The sequence below is a fragment of the Stenotrophomonas sp. genome (assembly GCF_035634915.1).
Classification (GTDB): domain Bacteria; phylum Pseudomonadota; class Gammaproteobacteria; order Xanthomonadales; family Xanthomonadaceae; genus Stenotrophomonas.
Window position 1 is genome coordinate 23,124 of sequence record NZ_DASQCB010000023.1, and the last position, 15,627, is coordinate 38,750.

Annotated in this window: 12 protein-coding genes; 5 read left to right on the top strand and 7 right to left on the bottom strand. The window is 67.8% G+C overall.

Annotation, left to right across the window (positions count from 1 at the left end; all coding sequences use genetic code 11):
* Positions 1 to 172: 172 nt before the first annotated feature.
* Positions 173 to 1,471, top strand: a complete 1,299-nt coding sequence (locus tag VER16_RS17530) for an OmpA family protein (RefSeq protein ID WP_324810204.1) — start codon at positions 173 to 175, stop codon at positions 1,469 to 1,471.
* 85 nt (positions 1,472 to 1,556) lie between these two features.
* Here VER16_RS17530 and VER16_RS17535 read toward each other — a convergent pair whose 3' ends face one another.
* Genes VER16_RS17535 through rluD form a run of 3 tightly spaced genes read right to left on the bottom strand, consistent with a single transcriptional unit; the run spans position 1,557 to position 3,729 of the window.
* Positions 1,557 to 1,976, bottom strand: a complete 420-nt coding sequence (locus tag VER16_RS17535) for a thiol-disulfide oxidoreductase DCC family protein (RefSeq protein ID WP_324810206.1) — start codon at positions 1,974 to 1,976, stop codon at positions 1,557 to 1,559.
* Complete coding sequence (pgeF, locus tag VER16_RS17540; RefSeq protein ID WP_324810208.1) at positions 1,973 to 2,740, bottom strand: peptidoglycan editing factor PgeF; 768 nt, start codon at positions 2,738 to 2,740, stop codon at positions 1,973 to 1,975. The genes VER16_RS17535 and pgeF overlap by 4 nt, the downstream gene beginning before the upstream one ends.
* Positions 2,740 to 3,729: a 23S rRNA pseudouridine(1911/1915/1917) synthase RluD gene (rluD, locus tag VER16_RS17545; RefSeq protein WP_324810210.1), complete on the bottom strand. Its 990-nt coding sequence runs from the start codon at positions 3,727 to 3,729 to the stop codon at positions 2,740 to 2,742. Before rluD ends, pgeF begins: the two co-directional genes overlap by 1 nt.
* Positions 3,730 to 3,842: 113 nt before the next feature.
* Between rluD and VER16_RS17550 the strand changes: the two genes are divergently transcribed.
* Together VER16_RS17550 and VER16_RS17555 are read left to right on the top strand one after the other, a co-directional pair.
* The gene (locus VER16_RS17550) at positions 3,843 to 4,730 is read left to right on the top strand and encodes an outer membrane protein assembly factor BamD (RefSeq protein ID WP_324810212.1); all 888 of its coding nucleotides are present in this window, start codon (positions 3,843 to 3,845) and stop codon (positions 4,728 to 4,730) included.
* Between the two features lie 160 nt (positions 4,731 to 4,890).
* A complete protein-coding gene (locus VER16_RS17555; protein ID WP_324810214.1) occupies positions 4,891 to 6,087 on the top strand; it encodes a lipase family protein in 1,197 nt (398 codons plus the stop codon).
* Between the two features lie 189 nt (positions 6,088 to 6,276).
* Here the strand turns inward: VER16_RS17555 and VER16_RS17560 are convergent, their stop codons facing one another.
* The 3 genes from VER16_RS17560 to sucC all read right to left on the bottom strand — a co-directional run bounded on the left by VER16_RS17560 (position 6,277) and on the right by sucC (position 10,183).
* Positions 6,277 to 7,911 (bottom strand): NAD+ synthase, encoded by a 1,635-nt coding sequence (locus VER16_RS17560; protein ID WP_324810216.1) that lies wholly within the window; start codon positions 7,909 to 7,911, stop codon positions 6,277 to 6,279.
* A 205-nt stretch (positions 7,912 to 8,116) separates the two neighbouring features.
* Positions 8,117 to 8,992 (bottom strand): succinate--CoA ligase subunit alpha, encoded by an 876-nt coding sequence (gene sucD / locus VER16_RS17565; protein WP_005410793.1) that lies wholly within the window; start codon positions 8,990 to 8,992, stop codon positions 8,117 to 8,119.
* A gap of 21 nt (positions 8,993 to 9,013) precedes the next feature.
* Positions 9,014 to 10,183, bottom strand: a complete 1,170-nt coding sequence (sucC, locus tag VER16_RS17570; RefSeq protein WP_324810218.1) for an ADP-forming succinate--CoA ligase subunit beta — start codon at positions 10,181 to 10,183, stop codon at positions 9,014 to 9,016.
* Positions 10,184 to 10,605: 422 nt separating this feature from the next.
* Between sucC and VER16_RS17575 the strand changes: the two genes are divergently transcribed.
* Together VER16_RS17575 and VER16_RS17580 are read left to right on the top strand one after the other, a co-directional pair.
* Complete coding sequence (locus VER16_RS17575) at positions 10,606 to 12,219, top strand: sensor histidine kinase (RefSeq protein WP_324810220.1); 1,614 nt, start codon at positions 10,606 to 10,608, stop codon at positions 12,217 to 12,219.
* A 54-nt stretch (positions 12,220 to 12,273) separates the two neighbouring features.
* Positions 12,274 to 13,647, top strand: a complete 1,374-nt coding sequence (locus VER16_RS17580) for a sigma-54 dependent transcriptional regulator (RefSeq protein WP_324810223.1) — start codon at positions 12,274 to 12,276, stop codon at positions 13,645 to 13,647.
* Between the two features lie 128 nt (positions 13,648 to 13,775).
* Here VER16_RS17580 and pilB read toward each other — a convergent pair whose 3' ends face one another.
* On the bottom strand, positions 13,776 to 15,506 hold the full coding sequence (gene pilB / locus VER16_RS17585; protein ID WP_324810225.1) for a type IV-A pilus assembly ATPase PilB: 1,731 nt from the start codon (positions 15,504 to 15,506) through the stop codon (positions 13,776 to 13,778).
* Positions 15,507 to 15,627 lie beyond the last annotated feature (121 nt).

Consider the following 15,627-nt stretch of genomic DNA (forward strand, 5'->3'; position numbering starts at 1 on the left):
TCACGCAGCGCGCCGCACTGGGCGACATGCCGGCAGAAAACGAAAGCTGCGGGGCTGTCGATATTTCATTTCGCGTTGACACGCGTTTCCCAAAGTAGCGCCCCCGGGGCCCTCGCACGCCGCCTCTGGCGAGCAAGCGACGACGTACATCACATTCCTGGGATTTCTCTGCATGAGCGCTTACGACCGTTTTGTTGAAGATGCTGCCATCCGCCTTGAGCTGGGCCACCGTGCCCGCTGGGTCATCGACGTCCTGCAGGCCTGGATCGCTACCCGGCCCGGCGGACTGGAGGGGTTGCAGCAGCAGTTCGAGGACGCCGGACTGGCCGCACGCTTCCATTCGTGGCGACAGCCGGCACAGGTGCCCCTGCCCATCGTTGCCAGCGAGCTGGAACGCGCGCTCGGCGCCCCTACCCTGGCCGTCATCGCGCAGCGCAGTGACATGTCGCCGGGCGCCTTCCGGGTCGTGGCCTGCCAGCTGTTGCCAGGCGTGGTCGGCCTGATGTCGGCGGCCGCCGTATCCCAGCAGGCAGCGCCGGCCGCCCCGCCGGCACCGGGCGCAGCGTTTCGACGCATGGCCGGCGTGGTTCCGTCACACGCGATGTACGGCATGGCCCTGCGCAGCCTGCTGTGGATGCTGGCGGCGGCGACCGTGCTCATCCTGACCACCCTGCTGCTGCTGAAGGCGCGCACGCCCCTGTGGACGTCGCAGGCGCTTTCCCACGACCACACCTCGCGCGTTGTCCTGCAGCAGGACGGCATGCGTCTGCAGGTGGAGGGCAGCCTGCCGAACGAATCCGACCGCAGGCGCCTGTGGAGTGCACTGAAGGCTGTCCACGGCCAGCAGAACCTCAGCGGCAGCATTGCGCTTGACCCGCGTGCAGAGCCGCCGCGCTGGCTGGACCGCCTGATCAATGATCTGCCCCACCTGCAGGGTGACGGCCTGCGTCTGGAGTTCGACGGCCCACAGCTGCGCATCGTCACCACGGGCATGGCGGACGCGCAGCGCCTGGCGATCTCGCACCGCCTGCGCCAGGACTTCCCCGCGCTGCAGATGCAGGGGCTGTGGGGCCCGGGGCTTGCCGCGCTGGCGCGGTTGCCGGCCAGCGCAGGCAGTGGCGAGCGCGTGGCCGCACTGAATCTCACCCGGCTGAAGTTCCACATGGGTTCGTCCGAGCTGACCGGTGATTCACTGGAGACGCTCGACGCCGTAGCCACCGCCCTGCGCCAAGCGCCCGCCGGAACGCGGGTCGAAGTGGCGGCCCATACCGACAGCCACGGTGACGCCCATTCCAACCAGCAGTTGAGCCAGCAGCGCGCCGATGCCGTGGTCAAGGCATTGCAGGAGCGCGGTGCACCTGCCGCCATGCTGGTGCCCGTGGGCTATGGCCATGACCAGCCGGTGGCCGACAACCGCAGTGATGCCGGGCGCGCGCAGAACCGGCGCATCGCCTACCAGCTGCTGGAATGAGACGCAGCCGCCTGTAGCGTCGAGCTTGCTCGACTGCTCTGAAATCAGTCGAGCGTGGCTCGACGCTACAGAAAAGCGGCGGTGGTCAATCCAGGAAGCGCGCGGCCTGTTCCGGGCTCGGCAGGAAACAGGCGTCATGGCGCCCGAACCAGCGGTAGCGGTTGCGCGCCAGCGCGCGGTAGGCCACATCACGCACGCCACGCGGCAACACGCGCACCAGACCGGCCAGCCGCCAGACGCCGCCCAGCCCCGTCAGCACGCGCAGGATCGCGTCGGTGTCGGTCCAGGCGCCCTGCGCGTCCACCAGCAGGAACGACAGCGGGTCGTCCGGATCCAGCCCGTGCGTGCGCAGCAAGGCGCTGCCCTGTGCGCCCTGCATCGCCGCGAAGCGGTAGCGTCCGCGCCGGTCAAACCGCAGCAGGAAACGCACCCAGCGGCTGCACAGCGCGCAGACGCCGTCGAAGACGATCACCGACGTCTGGTTGGGACCGCCAACCGGCTTCATTCCATCCACACCAGGGTCGCCATGCGTCCGGTACGGCGGTCGCGGCGGTGCGAGTACAGGTCCGGATCGGCCATGGTCGACACCGTGCCGCCGTGGATGTTGCCCGCCTCCAGCCCGGCCGCCTGCAGCCGCTGCCGGGCGAGAGCGAACAGGTCCACCTTCCAATGCCCTTCGCGGGTCGCCACGAAGGCTTCTTCCGCGCCCGGGTCGTGGCCGACGAAGGCGTGATAGACCTCTTCGCCGATCTCATAGTCCTGCGGGCCGGCCGCCGGGCCCAGCCAGGCGCGCAGCTGCGCCGGAGCGGTGTTCATCGCTGCCACGGTGTCTTCCAGCATGCCGTCGGCCAGGCCGCGCCAGCCGGCATGTGCCGCTCCGATCTCGCTGCCGTCGGCGGCGGCGAACACCACCGGCAGGCAGTCGGCGGTGAGGATGGCCAGCACCACGCCGCGCACCGAGGTCACGGCGGCATCGGCTACCGGCTCACTGGCACCGGCCACCGGGGCCGCGTCGAAACGCAGCACGGTGGTGCCGTGCACCTGGCGCAGCCAATGCGGTGCCGACGGCAGGGCCAGGCCCCGCTGCAGCAGCTGCCGGTTGTGTTCGACATTGGCCGGGGTATCGCCATCGGCCGCGTGCCGGTTGCCCAGGTTGAACTGCGCGAACGGCGCCGGCGAGATCCCCGCGCCATGCCGGCGCGTGGTCAGCGCACGGATGCCCGGGGGCGCCGGCCAATCGGCCTGCAGCAACGGCAGCGCGGCATCCATCACCAGCGGTCCCGCTCGCGCTCGGCGAAGGCCGCGCTGTCCTCGCGCAGCACCTTCATCAGGTGCAGCATGTCCGCCGGCACCGGCGCGGTATTGCGCACCTGCTCGCCGGTGATCGGATGCACGAACTCCAGGGTTTCGGCGTGCAGGGCCTGGCGCTTGAAGCCGCGCAGGGCAGCCACCAGCTCGTCACTGGCGCCCTTGGGCAGCTTCAACGCGCCGCCGTACAGCGGGTCACCGATGATGGGGTGGCGGATGTGCGCCATGTGCACGCGGATCTGGTGGGTACGGCCGGTTTCCAGGCGGCATTCCAGCGCGGTGTGCGCACGGAAGCGCTCGCGCAGGCGGTAATGGGTGATGGCTTCCTTGCCGTCCTCGCGCACGCCCATCTTCAGGCGGTCGCGCGGATGGCGGTCGATCGGGGCGTCGGCGGTACCGCCTGCCACCATCGAGCCCATCACGACGGCCAGGTACTGGCGGTGCACGTCACGTGCAGCCAGCTGCTCGACCAGCGCGGTCTGCGCTTCCAGCGTGCGCGCCACCACCATCACGCCGCTGGTGTCCTTGTCCAGGCGGTGCACGATGCCCGCGCGCGGCAGCACCGCTACCGAGGGGTCGCGGTACAGCAGCGCATTGACCAGGGTGCCGCTGTGGTTGCCGGCACCGGGGTGGACCACCAGGCCCACCGGCTTGTTGATCACCAGCAGGTGCTCATCCTCGAACAGCACGTCCAGCGGAATGTCTTCCGGCTGGGCGTCGGTCTGGGTATCGAGCACCACGTTCAGGGTGACCACCTCGCCACCGCGCAGCGGGTCGCGCGGGCGGGCCTGGGCGCCGTCCAGCAGCACGTCGCCGGATTTGATCCACTCGGTCAGCCGCGAGCGCGAGTATTCGGGGAACAGCTCGGCCACGACCGCGTCGAAACGACGGCCGGCGGAGGTGTCGGGGACGATGGCCTGGCGGGCCGATTCGGAGGGTTGTTCAGACATGGCAGGGGGGTATCTTCGAAATTTTGGGGTCCGGTCGACCGGTTTCAGTCGCTGGACAGGACACTAGGCTATCATCGACCCTTCGTATTCCAGACGCGTCCCGCCTTGACCCCATGATCCGACGCTCCTCCATGCTCTCCGCGCCCGTCCGCCTCACCGCCCTGCTGCTGGTGCTGGTCATCGCCGCCACCGGTTGCCATCGCGGCGCCAAGAAGGGTGATCGCCCCGATGAAGGAACGCCGGTCGAACAGCTGTACGACAAGAGCCACACGCTGATGCAGGGTGGCAACTGGAGCGGCGCTGAAGCCAGCTTCCGCCGCCTGGTGGCCCAGTACCCGTACGGCCCGTACACCGAACAGGCGATGATCGAAACCGCCTACGCCCAGTACAAGGCCGGCAAGCACGATGACGCGGTGTCCAGCATCGACCGCTTCATCCGTACCTACCCGACCCACCGCAACATCGCGTACCTGTACTACCTGCGCGGCCTGGCCAACTCCAACCGCAATACGGTTTTCCTGCGTCGCGTATGGTCACTGGACCCCAGCCGCCGCGATCTGTCCACGCCGCACCAGGCGTATGAAGACTTCAACATCGTGGTCGACCGCTACCCGAACAGCCGCTACGCCGCCGATGCGCGCCAGCGCATGATCGAGCTGCGTGACGTGTTCGCCCAGCACGAGCTGGACAACGCGCTGTACTACCTGCGCCGCGGCGCCTACGTGTCGGCTGCCGGCCGCGCCAACTACCTGCTGGAAACCTACCCGCAGAGCGCCTTCCAGTACGACGCCGTGGCCGTGCTGGGCGAGTCCTACACCCACCTGGGCAACAAGACCCTGGCCGACGACGCCCGCCGCGTGCTGACCCTGAACCAGCCGACCCACCCGTGGCTGGAAGGGAAGTGGCCGAAGTACCCGTGGATGATCCGCAAGCTGAACCCGTTTGCCGGCGAGAAGTCGGCCAGCACCGGCCAGCGCAACGCGCGGCTGGAAAAGAAATAAGAGACAGGGCCCCGCAAGGGGCCCTTCTTCCATGTTGCGCGTGCGGCGCCCCTAGGAATTCTACGAATCCACAGCCTCTGCGACGTCCTTCGCAAACGGCACCCGCGCGACACCTCCACACTGCGGCGCATCGGCCATCCCGGCCGGCCAGGAGCCCGCAATGTCCCGATCCGCCCGCCGCTTCCCGCGCACGTCCGCCCTCATCACCGCCATCGCCCTGGGGCTGGCGGCCGGTAGTGTCACCGCCGCCGCGCCGGGCGACCTGGTGTCCGCCGCGCCGTACCGGGCCAGCTGGGTGCCCTCGCAGGCCGCCCAGGCCTACAAGCTGCACTACCGCACCCCCGATCCCCACGGCCGGCTGGCCGAAGGCAGCGGCCTGCTCTACCTTCCCGCCGGTGCGCCGCCTGCCGGCGGCTGGCCGGTGGTGGCGTGGGCACATGGCACCCAGGGCATCGCCGACCACTGCGCGCCGTCGGTCTCGGGTCCCACCCACCCCGAACGCGACGGTCGCTTCCTCGACCATTTCCTGCGCCAGGGCTATGCCGTCGTCGCTGCCGACTACCAGGGCCTGGGCACGCCGGGCGAGCACGCCTATCTGCACGTCCGCTCGGCCGCGCGCAACAGCATCGACATGGTCAAGGCCAGCCACCACTTCCTGGGCAGCCACCGTCTATCCCCGCGCTGGGTATCGGTGGGCTATTCGCAGGGCGGCGCGGCCGCGCTCAGCGCCGGCCACCAGGCTGCGGGCTATGGCGGCCCGGGCCTGCAGTACAAGGGCAGCTTCATCGCCGGTACGCCCACAGCGGTGGAAGTGACGGCGGTGGTCATGCACCCCGGCAGCCGCACCGCCAATCCCGGTGCACTGAATGCCTACCACGCCTATCTGCTGGGCGGCCTGCTGCAGGTGGCGCCGCAGATCGACCGCGTGTTGAGCCCGCAGGGCCGTGCGCGCATCGCCCTGGCACGCCAGCACTGCCTGACCGACCTGGCCGCGCAGCTGGAAGGTGCCAGCACCGGCGAGATGTTCTCCGCGCCGCTGACCTCGGTCCCCGGCATCTGGCCGCTGCTGCACGACTACCTGGGGGTGCCGCGGCGGGGGTTCAGCCAGCCGCTGCTGCTGGCCCACGGTACCCGCGACCGCGACGTCCCCTACCTGACCACCGTGCTGTACGCCGCAGGGCTGGCCCTGCGTGGCGAGCCGGTGGCGTTCCGCCAGTACCCGGTGGATCACCGCGGCACGCTCGATGCGTCCGCCGCCGATGGCCTGGCGTTCGTGCGCGCACGGCTGGCCGATCAATCCTTCAATGAAACGGCCGAGGCCGCCCATCTGCAGCGCGTGCTGGACGACGCCCAGTAGATCCACGCCAAGCGTGGATGGGCCCCGGCAACGCCGGGCCCTGCCAGACGGCCGCTGCCCAGTAGATCCACGCCATGCGCGGATGGGGCCCGGCAACGCCGGGCCCTGCCAGGCGGCCGCTGCCCAGTAGATCCACGTCATGCGTGGATGGGGCCCGGCAACGCCGGGCCCTGCCAGGCGGCCGCTGCCTCAGCCCTTGTAACCGTTGCTGATCGGATACCGGCGCTCACGCCCGAACGCCCGGCGCGAGACCTTCGGGCCCGGCGCGGCCTGGTGCCGCTTCCACTCGCTGATGCGCACCAGGCGCAGCACCCGGTCGACCACGGCCGCATCGTAGCCGGCGGCCACGATCTCGGTGCGCGACTGCTCCTGGTCCACGTAGCGGTACAGGATGCCGTCCAGTACGTCGTAGGCCGGCAGCGAATCCTGGTCCAGCTGGTTGTCGCGCAGCTCTGCCGATGGCGGGCGGCTGATCACCGCCGGCGGGATCACCGGCGCGCCGCCCACCGTGTTGCGCCACTTGGACAGGCCGAACACTTCGGTCTTGTACAGGTCCTTCAGCGGCGCGTAGCCACCGCACATGTCGCCGTAGATGGTGGCGTAGCCCACCGCGTACTCACTCTTGTTGCCGGTGGTCAGCAGCAGGCCGCCGAACTTGTTGGCCAGCGCCATCAGGATCACGCCACGGCTGCGCGACTGCAGATTCTCTTCGGTCACGTCCGGGGTGGTGCCTTCGAACATCGGCGCCAGCGCTTCCATCAGGCCCTTGAAGGCCGGCTCGATCGAGACCGCTTCCAGCTTCACGCCCAGTGCCTGGCACTGCTCGGCGGCCAGGTCGTTGGACAGGCCAGCGGTGTAGCGCGACGGCAGGCGCACGGCAGTGACGTTCTCCGCGCCCATCGCGTCGACGGCCAGCGCCAGCACCAGCGCCGAATCGATGCCGCCGGACAGGCCCAGCCACACTTTCCTGAAGCCGTTCTTGCCGCAGTAGTCCTGGATGCCGCGGGTCACCGCGCGCCAGGCCAGCGCGTCCATGCTCTCGTCGCCGTCGTCCATCCACACGTGCGGCAGGAAGCGGCGGGTTTCGCCGTCGTAGTCCACCACCAGCCACTGGTCGACGAAGGCCGCCGCCGCCGGGTGCACCGTGCCGTCGCCATCGGCCACCACCGACGCGCCGTCGAACACCAGCGCATCCTGGCCACCGACCACGTTGAGGTAGGCGATCGCCGCCCCGCTCTCGCGGGTGCGCGCGGCCAGCACCGCATCGCGCTGGGCATGCTTGCCGCGCTCGTAGGGCGAGGCATTGGGCACCACGACCAGCTGCGCACCTTCGCGCACGGTGTCGGCCAGCGGTTCGGCGAACCAGAGGTCTTCGCAGATCAGCAGGCCGACCGGCACACCGTTGACGTCGAACACGCAGCTGCCACCGTCCGGGTCCACATCGAAGTAGCGGCGCTCGTCGAACACCGCGTAGTTGGGCAGCTCGCGCTTGCGGTAGGTGCGCTCGACCAGGCCGTCACGCAGGACGCTGGCCGCGTTGTAGACCACCGCACCGGCGGCCTGCGGCCAGCCGACCACGGCGGTGATGCCGCGGCAGGCAGCGGCGATGCGGCCCATGGCCTGTTCGCACTCGTACAGGAAACCGGGGCGCAGCAGCAGGTCCTCCGGCGGGTAGCCGCTCACCGCCAGTTCGGGGAACATCACCAGCTCGGCGCCGTATTCCTCGCGCGCCTGGCCGATCATCTCGATGATGCGCTCGGTGTTGCCGGCGACATCGCCGACCGGGAAATCGAACTGCGCCATCGCGATGCGGATCGAAGCCATGGGAATCCAGCCTGTGGTTGCAATGGCCCATTGTAACGCCGCGCCATGCGCCCGCCTGACCATCCCCAGTAGATCCACGCCATGCGTGGATGGGCCGGCCGGCACACCGCCAGACGCAGAAAAGCCGCCCGGAGGCGGCTTTTCTGTCTGGCGTCAGTCGAGCATGGCTCGACTCTACAAGAGCGTCTGCCCGAGGCAGTCGATCTTACTTCACCAGCTTGGCGATGGCAGCGCCCAGGTCGCCCGGCGAGCGGACGGTGACGACACCGGCAGCTTCCATGGCGGCGAACTTGCCTTCAGCCGTGCCCTTGCCGCCCGAGGCGATCGCACCGGCGTGGCCCATGCGCTTGCCGGCCGGAGCCGACGCACCGGCGATGAAGCCGACGACCGGCTTCTTCACGTGGTTCTTGATGTACTCGGCGCCGGCTTCTTCAGCGTCACCGCCGATTTCGCCGACCATGATGATGCCTTCGGTCTGCGGGTCTTCGTTGAACAGCTTCAGGCAGTCAACGAAGTTCAGGCCGTTGATCGGGTCACCGCCGATGCCGATGCAGGTGGACTGGCCCAGGCCGACTTCGGTGGTCTGCTTGACCGCTTCATAGGTCAGGGTGCCCGAGCGCGACACGATGCCGATCTTGCCCGGCTGGTGGATGTGGCCCGGCATGATGCCGATCTTGCACTCACCCGGGGTGATGACGCCCGGGCAGTTCGGCCCGATCAGCACGGTGTCCGGATGCGAACGGGTCAGCACGTTCTTGACGCGCAGCATGTCCAGCACCGGAATGCCTTCGGTGATGCAGACGATGACCTTGATGCCAGCAGCAGCGGCTTCCAGGATCGCGTCAGCCGCGTACGGCGGCGGCACGTAGATGACCGACGCGTTGGCGCCGGTGCTCTGCACGGCGTCGGCAACGGTGTTGAAGACCGGCAGGTCGATGTGGGTGGTGCCGCCCTTGCCCGGGGTCACGCCGCCGACGACCTGGGTGCCGTACTCGATCATCTGAGTGGCGTGGAAGGTGCCCTGCTGGCCGGTGAAGCCCTGCACGATCACCTTGGTGTTCTTGTTGATCAAAACAGACATTGGAATTCCTTGGTGTCGGTATCAGGCGGCGTTCTTGACAGCTTCAACGATCTTCTTGGCGCCATCGTTGATGTTGTCAGCCGGGATGATGGCCATGCCGCTGTCACGCAGCAGCTGCTTGCCTTCTTCCACGTTGGTGCCTTCCAGGCGCACCACGACCGGAACCTTGACGCCCACTTCCTTCACGGCGGCGATGATGCCTTCGGCAATCATGTCGCAGCGGACGATGCCGCCGAAGATGTTGACGAAGATGCCTTCGACCTTGTCCGAGGACAGGATCAGCTTGAACGCTTCGATGACGCGCTGCTTGTTGGCACCGCCGCCCACGTCCAGGAAGTTCGCCGGCTCGCCGCCGTTGAGCTTGATGACGTCCATGGTGGCCATGGCCAGGCCGGCGCCGTTGACCATGCAGCCGATGTTGCCGTCCATGGTGACGTAGTTGATGTCCAGTTCCGAAGCGATCACTTCGGTCGGATCTTCCTGGGTCTTGTCGCGCATGGCGACCAGGGCCTTCTGGCGGAAGGCGGCGTTGTCGTCGCTGTCGAACTTGCCGTCCAGCGCGTACAGGTTGCCGTCGTCCAGGATGGCCAGCGGGTTGATTTCAACCAGGGCCAGGTCCTTTTCGTTGAACAGGCGGTACAGGTTCACCATGATGCTGGCGAACTGGCCGGCCTGCTTGGCGGTCAGGCCCAGCTTGAAGCCGAAATCACGGCCGTGGTAACCCTGCACGCCTTCGACGAAGTCGACGTTCAGCGAGTGGATCAGCTCCGGGGTTTCAGCGGCGACCTGCTCGATCTCCACGCCGCCTTCCGAAGAAGCGATGTAGGTGATGGTCCTGGTGCCACGGTCAACCAGCACCGACAGGTACAGTTCCTTGACGATCTCGCCGGCGGTGGTCACCAGCACCAGGTTGACCGGCAGTTCAACACCTGCGGTCTGGTAGGTGGCCATCTTGGTGCCGAGCATCTTGGCCGCAGCGGCCTTCACGTCGTCAGTGGTCTTGCAGAACTTGACGCCGCCAGCCTTGCCGCGGCCGCCAGCGTGGATCTGCGCCTTGACCATCCAGGGGCCCTGGCCCAGGGAGTTGGCAGCGGCAACCGCTTCGTCCGGGGTCGCAGCGACCTTGCCGGCCGGGACCGGGATGCCGTACTCGGCAAGCAGTTGTTTTGACTGGTATTCGTGGAAATTCATGCGTCACCGTGGGAATAGGAACGACCGCACGCAATTCCTCAGGGGCCCCGGCGGGGCGCCGGCATGGACCGCGGCGGGCCCACTATTGTGGCCGAGCCAGCGCCGGGGCGCAAAGACGCAGGGACAAAAGGCCAGACCCGGGCAGATTTCCGCCGCCATTCAGGCAGTTGCAGCGCCCCGGCAGGGTGCCCGCCGCCGCCCGCTGGGGGCCGACTGCGCAGGAAAACGCTTACACACGCCTATACTGGGTGCCGTCGCGTAGAGGTAGAGTCGAGCTTGCTCGACTGACGCATGAAGCAGTCGAGCATGGCTCGACTCTACAAGGGACAAAGCGCGGGTCCGACGATCGGGGGAAAGTCGGGTACGCTGCAAGGCCAACGCCGTCAAACCCAGTTCCAGGCAGCCAGAAGGGGAGTTCCGGCGTGTCACCCAGTGCTTCGTTGATCGACCGTATCGAATCGATTCCACGGCGTGAGCTGTATTTCTTCGCGCTGTACCGCGTGCTGATCGCCTCGGTCATTGCCGCTCTGTTGTTCAGCCCGCTCTCGTCCATGGTCGGCGAGGCGCACCACCCGCGCCTGGCCTACGGGGTCGGCACCGCCTACCTGGCGCTGTCGTTGCTGCTGCTGGTGGTGGGCCGCAGCGAACGCTGGCTGCTGCCCATCGTGGTCACCGGCGTGGCGCTGGACATCATCGCCGCCAGCCTGCTGTCCCACGCCCTGCCCGGTGCCAGCGCCGGCATCTCGATGTCGCTGCTGTTCAACATTGCCGCCGCCGCCACCCTGCTGCCGCTCAGCTGGGGCCTGGTGCTGGCCCTGGCCGCCAGCGTCGCCACCGCCGCCGAGTACCTGTGGAAGGTGCTGGAAGGCGGCGACCCGACCCGCACCCTGGCCGAACTGGCCATGTTCGCTACCAGCTACCTCGCCCTGGCCTTCATCAGCTACCAGGTGGGCAACCGCGCGCGCCGCAACCAGCAGCTGGCCAACCAGCGCGGCGATGAAGTGGCCAACCTGTTCCAGATCAACGAGTTGATCATCCGTCGCATGCGTACCGGCGTGATCGTCGTCGATGGCGACAACCGCATCACCCTGGCCAACGAGGCCGCCTCCCTGCTGCTGGGCGACAACGAGGGCGTCGGCGAGAGCGGCCAGCTGGACCTGTCCAGCGTTGCCCCCGAGCTGGCCCGGCGCCTGACCCGCTGGCGCAATGGCTGGGCCCAGGACGAGATGCCGCTGCAGCTCAACCCCGACCAGCCCGAGGTGCAGCCGCGCTTCGCCCGCCTGCTGGCCGGCAGCGAGCTGGCCCTGGTGTTCCTGGATGATTCCAGCGTGGTCTCGCGCCGCGCCGAATCGCTGACCCTGTCGGCGATGGGCCGCTTCTCGGCCAGCCTGGCCCATGAGATCCGCAACCCGCTGGCGGCCATCAACTACGCCGTGCAGCTGCTGGAAGAAGGCACCGGCTTCAACGAAAGCGACCGCCGCCTGCTGCAGATCATCCACCAGCAGTGCCAGCGCACCAATGGCATCGTCGAAAGCGTGCTGGGCCTGGCCCGGCGCGAGCGCGCCGCCCCCGAAAACGTCGACCTGGCCGCCTTCGTGCGCCGCTTCGTGCTGGAGTACAAGCAGGGCCAGACGCTGGAAACCGACAGCATCGAGCCGATCATCAACGACACCTCCGTACCCGCGCTGGTCGACACCCGCCACCTCTACCAGGTGCTGACCGTACTGGTGCACAACGCGCTGAAGTACGGCCGCATCGGCGAGCAGCCGGCGCGCGTGCGCCTGCGCGTGGCCCAGCACGAGCGCAGCGCGGTGATCGACGTGATGGACCGCGGCCCCGGCATTCCCGAGGCGGTGGCCGCGCAGCTGTTCCGCCCCTTCTTCACCACCTCTGAGCATGGCACCGGCCTGGGGCTGTATATCGCCCGCGAGCTGTGCCGGGCCAACCAGGCGCGGCTGGATTACATCCCCGTGCCGGCCGGGGGCTCGTGCTTCCGCTTGGTCCTGCCCGGCCCGCACACCCTGCTTCCACACTGATCCGCCGCGTCAAACATTTGTCGCATCCAGCCCCCTCGTTTATCGTGTCCGCCCATGAATGAAACCCGCAGCGCTCTCGTCGTCGACGACGAACGCGACATCCGCGAACTGCTGGTGCTGACCCTTGGCCGCATGGGCCTGCGCATCAGCACCGCCGCCAACCTCGCCGAAGCCCGCGAACTGCTGGCCAGCAATCCGTATGACCTGTGCATCACCGACATGCGGCTGCCCGACGGCAACGGCATCGAACTGGTCAGTGAGATCGCCCAGCACTACCCGCGCACGCCGGTGGCGATGATCACCGCCTTCGGCAGCATGGACCTGGCGGTGGAGGCGCTGAAGGCCGGCGCGTTCGACTTCGTCAGCAAGCCGGTGGACATCAGCGTGCTGCGCGGCCTGGTCAAGCACGCGCTGGAACTCAACAACAGCGAGCGCCCGGCCCCTGCCGTTGCCACCGAACAGGCCGCGCGCCTGCTGGGTGACTCGCCGGCCATGGATGTGCTGCGCACCACCATCGGCAAGGTTGCCCGCAGCCAGGCACCGGTCTACATCCTGGGCGAATCCGGGGTGGGCAAGGAACTGGTCGCGCGCACCATCCACGCGCAGGGCGCGCGTGCGGCCGGGCCATTCATTCCGGTCAACTGCGGTGCCATCCCCACCGAACTGATGGAGAGCGAATTCTTCGGCCATCGCAAGGGCAGCTTCACCGGTGCCCACGCCGACAAGCCGGGCCTGTTCCAGGCCGCGCACGGCGGCACCCTGTTCCTGGATGAAGTGGCCGAGCTGCCCCTGCAGATGCAGGTGAAGCTGCTGCGCGCCATCCAGGAGAAATCGGTACGTGCGCTGGGTGCACCCAACGAGGAACCGGTGGATGTGCGCATCCTGTCGGCCACCCACAAGGACCTGGCCGAGCTGGTCGAGGACGGCCGCTTCCGCCACGACCTGTACTACCGCATCAACGTGATTGAACTGAAGGTGCCGCCGCTGCGCGAGCGCCGCCAGGACCTGCCGGACCTGGCCGGTTCGATCCTGGCCCGGCTGGCCCGCAGCCACGGTCGCCCCACCCCGCTGCTGGCGCCCTCGGCGCTGGACGCGCTGGGCCAGTACGGCTTCCCCGGCAACGTGCGTGAACTGGAAAACATCCTGGAGCGCGCCTTGGCCCTGGCCGAGGAAGACCGCATCGGGGCCGATGACCTGCGCCTGCCGCAGCATGCCCCGCGCACCCCCGGCGCCCCCGCCGCTCCCGAGGCCGTGGTCGACCTGCAGCCCGGCAGCGCCGCCCTGCCCTCCTACATCGAGCAGCTCGAGCGCAGCGCCATCCAGCGCGCGCTGGAAGAGAACCGCTGGAACAAGACGCGGACCGCCGCGCAGCTCGGCATCACCTTCCGCGCGCTGCGTTACAAGCTGAAAAAGCTGGGGATGGAGTAAGGGCCGGCAGGTCCTGCTCTGGTAGATGCCAACCTTGGTTGGCGGATTATCCCCGCCATCCACGCATGGCGTGGATCTACCGGGGTCGGATCCCTTTCCGCAGGAAAGGGCTCTGACCCCGCACCGCATCAATCCTTGGTGACGCGGTTGATCTCGGCCAGGCTGGTCACACCGGCACCCGCTTTCTTCAGCGCCGACTGGCGCAGGTCGTTCACCTTGATCGCCTGTGCCGCCTCGGCAATCTGCAGCGCGTTGCCACCGGCCAGGATGATCGTCGAAATCTCGTCGGTCATCGGCATCACCTGGTAGATACCGGTACGGCCCTTGTAGCCTTCGGTGCACTCATCGCAGCCCACGGCCTCATACAGGTCGATGCCCGCATCCAGCTGCTCCTGGGTGAAGCCTTCGGCCAGCAGCGCATGCGCGGGCAGGTTGGCCGGCCGCTTGCAGTTGCTGCACAGGCGACGCGCCAGGCGCTGGGCAATCACCAGCGTCACCGAACTGGTGATGTTGTACGGCGCGATGCCCATGTTCATCAGGCGCGCGATGGTCTGCGGCGCATCGTTGGTATGCAGCGTGGACAGCACCATGTGACCGGTCTGCGCCGCCTTGATCGCGATCTCGGCCGTCTCCAGGTCGCGGATTTCGCCGACCATGATGATGTCCGGATCCTGTCGCAGGAACGAGCGCAGCGCAGCGGCAAAGGTCATGCCACGCTTGTTGTTCTGCTGCACCTGGTTCACACCGGGCAGGCGGATTTCCACCGGGTCTTCGGCGGTGGAGATGTTGCGCGTCTCGTCGTTGAGAATGCCCAGTGCCGTATACAGCGACACCGTCTTGCCCGAGCCGGTCGGGCCGGTCACCAGCACCATGCCGTACGGCTTGTGGATGGCCTCCAGGAACAGCTTCTGCTGCTCCGGCTCGTAACCCAGTTTGTCGATGCCCAGCTTGGCCGCGCTGCCATCGAGGATACGCAGCACCACCTTCTCGCCAAACAGCGTCGGCAGGGTGCTGACGCGGAAGTCGATCTGCTTGCTCTTGGACAGGTTCAGCTTGATGCGCCCGTCCTGCGGCACGCGCTTTTCAGCGATATCCAGCTGCGCCATCACCTTCAGGCGCGCAGCGATGCGCTGGTTCAACTTCACCGGCGCGCGCGCGACCATCTTCAGCAGGCCGTCGATGCGCAGGCGCACGCGGTAATCATCTTCGTAGGGCTCGAAGTGGATGTCCGACGCGCCCTTGCGGATCGCATCGACCAGCACCTTGTTGACGAACTTCACGACCGGGGTGTCATCGCCCTTGGCGTCCACGCCGCTGTCGCTGCTGGACATGTCCTCGTCGCCGCCGGAGACGTCGAGGTTGGCCATGCCATCGTCATCGCCACCGAGCGAATCGCCCAGCGTGTCGTGACTGGCATGCCACTGTTCCAGCGTGCGCCGGATCTGGTCCTCATCGACCAGGATCGGCTCCACCACCAGGTTGGTGTGGAACTTGATCTCATCCAGCGAATGGGTCGGGTTGCTGGTGCCGACGAACAGCCTGCCGCCGCGTTTGAACAGTGGCAGCACGTTGTGCTTGCGCAGCAGCTCTTCGCTGACCAGCGACATGGCGTTCTGGCTGGCGTCGAACGTGGACACGTCGAACAGCGGCATGCCGAACTCGACCGCGTTGGCGGCGGCCAACTGGGAGGCGCTGACCAGCTTGTTCTGGGCGAACCAGGTCGGCAGCGGTTGCTTGGCGGCCGCGGCCTTGGCCATGGCGTCGCGGGCGGCGGTTTCATCCAGCGCGCCGTCCTGGACCAGGCGGCGGGCCAGGCCGGTGATGCCGACGAGGTTGGCGGTGGGGGGGGCTGTGTTCATGTGATTCCTGGACGGCTAAGCGAACAGTGCTTGCGCGCGGCCTCGCGCGCAAGCGGCCTCAATAATTTGGAACAAGCGACTGACGGCGCGAACAATGCCGCAAGCCTCAGTCCCCTCCGAC